This window comes from Candidatus Binatus sp. (assembly GCF_030646925.1).
Lineage (GTDB): Bacteria > Desulfobacterota > Binatia > Binatales > Binataceae > Binatus.
In genome coordinates, this window is the sequence record NZ_JAUSKL010000003.1 from 1 (window position 1) to 6,362 (window position 6,362).

A 6,362-nucleotide genomic window follows, 5' to 3' on the forward strand; every position below is an offset into this window, starting at 1 on the left:
GGCAGTGAGACACATCGGGGATGGCGGCCGGGGCACTTGGCTCCGTTTCTAACCGGCTGCGACACGAGAACGGAGACACGCACGTAGTGGTCTGCGACGACGTGTTCTCGGACGCGGGTTCAACTCCCGCCGCCTCCACCATTTTTATTGTTAGTAAAAACAGCAATATACAGCGGTCAGCGGAACTGCTGTACTCCTTTTGTCCCCTCGGCGTATACTGCTGTCGTGCTGACCATCTACCGGAGGCACCAGCCGCCCTGTCGCTACACCTCTCGACGATTTCGAAAGTGTAAGTGTCCAATTTGGGTGCAGGGATCACTTCGTGGCGAGTACATTCGCCAAAGCCTAGATCTCCGTTCCTGGGAAGCTGCCTCGGACTTAGTTCGAGGCTGGGAGGCCTCGGGCGTATTGGGCGTCGTGAAGCCCGAAGTCCCAACCGTGAAGGAGGCCGTCGGCAAGTTTCTTCACGACCTCGAACACGGACAGCAGCGCAAGGCGGCTACTCTTCAGAAACACAAGAACCTGTTGGAAAAGAGGTTGCTACCCTGGTGCGTTGAGAAGGGGTTTCGTCTTCTGAAACAGCTCGACACAGACGCCTTGCGCGAATTTCGTTCGGGCTGGCCAGATTCTCCGATCACGGCGCAGAAAAATCTTGAGCGTCTCCGCGCTTTCTTTTGGTTTAGTCACAGTGCCGGATGGGTCAAGAGCAACCCCGCCACAGCTGTAAAAGCCCCCAAGGCCGGCAAGCCATCTGAGCGGGTCAAGGTGTTCACCGAAGATCAAATCCAGAGAGTCCTCAAGGCGTGTGCTCAGTATCCCGCGCGCAATGCATACGGACACGACAACCCGGCACGCGTGCTCGCGTTCGTCCTGCCCTTGAGGTACTCCGGACTTCGAATTGGCGATTGCGTAGGACTGAAAAAGGAAAACTTGGAGAACGATCGACTGTTCCTCCGGACTCAGAAGTCTGGGGAGTCAGTATATGTTCCGCTTCCCAAAGTTACCGTCGCGGCTCTGAAGAAGATTGAAAATGGTGGCGAGCATTTCTTCTGGACGGGCAATGGCCTCAGAAAATCAGCCGTTGCCGACTGGCAACGCTCTCTTCGTCGGGTCTTCGAGGACGCAAAGATAACGGGCAACGCACACATGTTTCGTCACACATTTGCGACCGACCTTTTGGCGCGAGGAGTCCCTATTGAAGACGTCGCGATTCTTCTTGGACACGCAACCCCGATAATTACGGCGAAGTACTATTCACATTTCGTGAAGGAACGCCGAGAGCGTCTCGAAGATCGCGTCAGAGCGCTCTGGGTCTAGCGTTGGGGCCGAAAAAAAAGAAGGCTATGGACGCTGCCGCCCACAGCCATCATCATCTAGGGTTTAGTCATTCGCTGATGAACCCGAGACGCAACCGACGCCGGAATCCTGAGCGTGCGGTACACGCGTCGGCCCGGCTGTTGGCGAAAGAACACGACGACTCCTGGCTCTCGAAGCATCAGACGACGAACGAAGTCTTCACTCATCGCCCACACTTCGGCAAGTTCCTCCACCGTGAAATGCCGCTCAAACGCGACTGTGTGATCCGCCATTTCTCTGGCTCACTCGGTCATCGAGTGCAAGCGCCTGTCACCAGGCACCTGCCAGATGGCGTCGAACACCCTGCGCCGGATTGCCGGCAGATACTCCGTCTCTGACGCAAACAGGAACATTCGCAAGCCCCGCTCATTGACCGCGTGGCATGCTTGCGTCAGATTCCTGGCCCGCTCGGCGCTCGTCGTCACGGTGACGACGAGGCAGTTTTTGGCTCCGACTCGCGATTCCTGTTGGCCCGACCGCCAGAAATGGAAGTAGCCGCGAAGCTTCGTGACAAACCGCGGCACGTCCATCGTGCCGCGATCGGCCTCGAAGAAGCCGTGAACGGCTTCGCCCGTGTTCAGCAGTCTCAGGATGAAGAACGCGTCCGGCGCTATCGGAATGCGCTCGCGCCGATCGCCGGCCTCGACCCAGACGGTGTCTCGAATGGCACCGTCTGGCAACCAGCGTTCAAGCCGAATCTTTCCGTTGGCCTCGCCGGCATAGCGCAACGCGGTCTGAAAACGGCTGATCATGAGGCCGTGCTCGAGGTAATGGGTCCGGAGTTGGCGATTCTTCTCGCTCCAGTCGGCGATGGGCTTTTGTCCCGTCTCTTGCGCAATCAGTTCGGCGCCACGTTGCCCGAGCGCGTAGACCATCGGCGCGTTGCCGATTTGACGCTGAGAGCGCGGACGATCAAGGTAGCCGTGGTGGAACAGTCGCTGAAGCCGTCGGAGAATCGCTTGGTCAGAGCCGCCACTCAAGAGTTGGATGTCGGCTGATGAAATGACGCGGTACTGAGACGCCAGGCGGACGATCTCCCGGTCGCGATCCTGCATTTGAAATGACGGTTTCCCGAATCGATGGCGCACGTACCGAGGCAAGCGCGTTGATTCTTGGGTGTCCATGCTCACTCCCTGAAGCTTCGAATCGGCTCGCGGAGCCTTGGGTCTGTTGCGCCGGCGGTCAGCGCCGCCACTTTGCGCTGCCGCTCTTCGCTTTCCGCTTCGACGGCGGCGACGGGCTGGGTATAGCGGCAGGCTTCGAGCGCCCGCGTGACAAAGCGGTCGCTTGCGCCGGCGTTCCGCTCTACTTCGACATCGGGTGTCCTCACATGAATAACCGGCCCGTTGTAGATACGGACAAGCGCTTCTCGCTTGGCTAAGCCGTGGACGCGCGCGGTACGCTCCTCCCACTGTTCTTCGACCGAAGCAAACTGGCGTCCCGTTTCCTCTTGGAATTCCTCGTATCGAGTTATCGGGACGAGGCTGCGCGAGCCCCCTGACGAATGCGAGCGCTGCAAGGCTCTCGACCCACTCGAAGATTGACTGCTGCTTGCGCTCATGCCCTGCGCCGTTGTCCGAGCGACAACATCGTCCTCGTCGTGCTGTCCATCCCGATTATTGTCATCAATCTCGTAGGCTGTGCTCTCACTCTGCTGCGTATTGGTGCTCGATGACTCACCCCACGAAAAACCATTCGCCTCTCCCTCACTGTCGGTCCACGACTCAGACTCCACCTCGAACACATCGGCCACCGGTCGAAATCTCGTCCCATGCGCGACGTGCTTGACCTCGTCGCCGCGCACTGCGCCGGTGAACAACTCACGAGCCATGCGCTCTGCTTCAAGGCGCTCGAGTCCGCCGAAGACGACGCGGCACTTCGCGTTCGTAAGGATCGCCGAAAGGACTTCCGAATCTTCACGTTCGAGCTGTCGGAGACGCTGGTGTGCGAGTACAAAGTGAACTCCATACTTCCTCAGTTCGTCCATGGAGTTGGCTAGGTCAGCGCTCGCGAACTGGCCGCATTCGTCGACAATCACGAAGTGATCGCGGCGTCTCGCGGGGTTGCGCATCTTGGCGGCGTGATAGATCGAATTGAGGAGTAGGGATCCAAGTAGTCGCTGCGTCTCGGGTGACGATGACATGCCGCCGAGGTTGACCAAGAAGTGTTGACCGGTGTCCATCACCTGGCGCAGGTTCAGCACGCGGTTTGTCTGTCCAAGCATCCGTTGAATACGAACGCTTTGCAGAAAGCGACGGATTCGATTCCTGGAGCTCTCCACAACTGCCAGCCGGTCAGCGCGCGAGAGCTTTTCGAACTCTAGCCAGTCCTGCCGAACGAACGGATCGCTTACCCGCTCTCGCAATGCGGTCCGAAACTCTCCATGGTCGACATTTAAGAATTCATAGCTTTCAAGCAGGGTCAGGCCGCTTTCCGCAAGCATCCTGAACATGCCCCGCAGAATTCCTTCGAGCCGCGGCGTCTCGTCGAAGCTCGCAGAGCCCCACGCTTTGAGGCACGCATCGAGCACGAGGCTGGCAGCCTCACTTGGATCGTCAACTGCGCGCAACGGATTGAATCCAACGCTGTAGCGGTCGTCGCTAGGATCAAGCAGAACAATGCGTCCTGGGTGCACCGCCGAACGGCGCAGGGCGGAAACCGCATAGGCAAAAAGATCGCCGTGGGGATCAAGCAGGCTGAACGACTGGTGGTGTGTGATGAGCTGGTCGATCAGATTGCGGAGCCAGAAGCTTTTCCCGTACCCGGACGCGCCAACGACGTGGACGGACGTCTCCATGAGGACGTCAAGGGGCAGGTACACAGCATCTCGCGTGGTCATGTCTTGACCGATGGTCAGTTCGCGATTCAGGTACGCGCGAACGTTTCGGTGCGTAGCTGCGTTCATGGTTCGTCCTCCCCGTCCACGTCGGCCAGGAATTGGCGAATACGTTTTGGAAGGGCATTCTCTGGTAAGCGATAGCTCTCAAGGAGAGCTCGAAGCTCGTGAGCCTTCTGGCCGTCGTCGATGTCCTCATCGATGATGTCCGCGACCTCCGACCTGAAATCGGCGAGCGCGGCACGCTGAGCCGCTGCCCGCGCTTGCAACTCCTCGCGGTGTTCGCCAACGACCTGCTGACTTCGAGAGACCGCTTCAGGCGGCGCTTCGAGGAGCTTCTGGCGGCGAGACGTTTCGATGGCCTTTAGGGTGCCAAGACGCGTGCTCGCGAGCGCCAGCTTTTCAGCAATTTGTTCCCTGAGGGTGAGTTCGTTCAAGAACGCTTCGAGTTGCCCACTGCGTAGGTCGGTGACTGACTGGAACAACGCCGTCATGTCTGCGACCATGTCTTTTCGCACCCGAAGGAGCGCTTGAGCGTTCCCCGCTGCGGCGAGCTTCTGCGCCATCTGGGCGCCGCGAACGTCAAACTCTGTCAGCCATTCCCAGAACGACCGCCTGCGGTCCTCGAATGGCGAAAACGCCTCTTCAACCAGCTGCTGAATGTCAGGCGTGACGATTCGGTCTGGAAGCTCGTTCATCCACGACGGTTCCGCGACCGCGAGCGATGTAGGCTCGGGAGCTTGGTACAACTCCAACGACTCTTGGTTGTCGTCGTTGTCTGCGCTGTCTTCTACACACTCCAAGCCATCGGCCCGGATGATGTCGCCGTACTCCGTGTCCATCAACCAGTCGTAGATCGGAGTCGGAATCTCCGCGCCGTCCTTGTAGTCGCTATAGGCAAGATGGGGAACGACGCGCCACTCGTGGCATTGATAACAGCGCTGTCTCCAAGGTTCGTTAGGGATCAGGGAATGGATGGACACTGATTGTTCCCCGCAGTCCCGGCAGAACAAATTGACCGCCTCTTGTTCGAGACGGCGGCATCGAGCACAAAGTAGTTGCTCGTCGGTACCGCGCGCAGTTCGAGATCGTTCAGCGGCTACCGGTGTGAGGTATACCTCGCAGGTGAAACATTTGTACACCTCGGCGTCTATCGGCTGAATGTGTTGCGCCGGAAGGAAGCGGGTCATTTGCCACCGCCTTTCGGCATCGACGCAAGGTCGGCGGCTCGGGTGATGTGCAATTCGCGCAACCACTCGCAGGCCTCCGACTCGGCTCCGCGGAAGAGAGCCCATCGGAGCGCAGCAAGCTCACGTGTCGCTTGCGTTTGCAGAAACTGGGTGCGCCAAGGCGTGTCGTGAACTATCGCGAGGGCTTCGACGATGCGATCCGAAGCGATCGGCTGATTGTCGGGCGTGGTCGCGTGCGAGTGTGGCGATAGCGCTTCGCTCTGGTACGAATCGGTCGAATGTGCTACGGTCGAAGAAACAGCAGTCATGCGGCGGGCACTGTGCGGATTCTCTTTGCGAATCTTCGCACTGTCCGCCGTGTGGCGATCTGACGTCATGGCTTACTCCATGCGTCGGAGCTCTCTCGGTGACTAGACCGAGTTAGCAGCTGCAAGCGGCGCCGTCGAGGGCAACCTCGCCGGCGTTTTTTATTTCGACCGCCCACCGCGCGCTCAACTCCAACGCGACGCTTATTTTCAAAACTCAGTTGTTCGATTCGCGCAGCTTGGCTTCGAGCTGCTGCGCAAGTCGATTCGCGCTCAACTCCAACGCGAGCGCGCGTGCCTTCGCCTCGCGCAGAATTCGCGCGTGCGTTGAAGTGTTCGCGACCAAAATGCACCACTTTTGGTGCAACTTCGGTGTGCGGAGACACCCCTATTCAATTGGCTTGTGTTAAGAGGCTTATTTACTGAGAGGTTGGTTTCCCAACGTCAGCGCCAGATATTATTCGGGGTGGCAAGCCCGCGATAAGGCGCGGTATCTGAACAGTCCAGGTACCGTGGCGCCCCCTCTCCGAGGCGCATGATGAGGCCAGAAGGCCTGAGGCAGTGCTCCCGAAGGAGCTTAGTTAGCGGCCCTAAAGGGCCTAAATAAAATCTGGTCGCTCCGAGCCGATGGGGGGCTCTGCTAACGCCAGAAGGCAGGCGTCCTGAATCGCCTTT

Annotated in this window: 6 protein-coding genes and 1 other RNA gene; 2 read left to right on the forward strand and 5 right to left on the reverse strand. The window is 58.8% G+C overall.

Features of this window, described 5'->3' with window-relative positions; all coding sequences use genetic code 11:
• Positions 1–141: a transfer-messenger RNA gene (gene ssrA / locus Q7S58_RS00070) on the forward strand; the annotation flags it as partial.
• Positions 142–417: 276 nt separating this feature from the next.
• Positions 418–1,317 carry a site-specific integrase gene (locus Q7S58_RS00075; protein WP_304819528.1) on the forward strand — a complete coding sequence of 300 codons (900 nt, stop codon included), beginning with the start codon at positions 418–420 and terminating at the stop codon, positions 1,315–1,317.
• Positions 1,318–1,373: 56 nt separating this feature from the next.
• Here Q7S58_RS00075 and Q7S58_RS00080 read toward each other — a convergent pair whose 3' ends face one another.
• The 5 genes from Q7S58_RS00080 to Q7S58_RS00100 all read right to left on the reverse strand — a co-directional run bounded on the left by Q7S58_RS00080 (position 1,374) and on the right by Q7S58_RS00100 (position 5,759).
• Positions 1,374–1,589, reverse strand: a complete 216-nt coding sequence (locus Q7S58_RS00080; RefSeq protein WP_304819518.1) for a hypothetical protein — start codon at positions 1,587–1,589, stop codon at positions 1,374–1,376.
• Between the two features lie 9 nt (positions 1,590–1,598).
• Positions 1,599–2,411 (reverse strand): replication-relaxation family protein, encoded by an 813-nt coding sequence (locus Q7S58_RS00085; protein ID WP_304819520.1) that lies wholly within the window; start codon positions 2,409–2,411, stop codon positions 1,599–1,601.
• 71 nt (positions 2,412–2,482) lie between these two features.
• A complete protein-coding gene (locus Q7S58_RS00090) occupies positions 2,483–4,261 on the reverse strand; it encodes a type IV secretory system conjugative DNA transfer family protein (RefSeq protein WP_304819522.1) in 1,779 nt (592 codons plus the stop codon).
• On the reverse strand, positions 4,258–5,175 hold the full coding sequence (locus Q7S58_RS00095; protein ID WP_304819524.1) for a hypothetical protein: 918 nt from the start codon (positions 5,173–5,175) through the stop codon (positions 4,258–4,260). Before Q7S58_RS00095 ends, Q7S58_RS00090 begins: the two co-directional genes overlap by 4 nt.
• A gap of 203 nt (positions 5,176–5,378) precedes the next feature.
• Positions 5,379–5,759 (reverse strand): hypothetical protein, encoded by a 381-nt coding sequence (locus tag Q7S58_RS00100; protein ID WP_304819526.1) that lies wholly within the window; start codon positions 5,757–5,759, stop codon positions 5,379–5,381.
• Between the last annotated feature and the right edge of the window lie 603 nt (positions 5,760–6,362).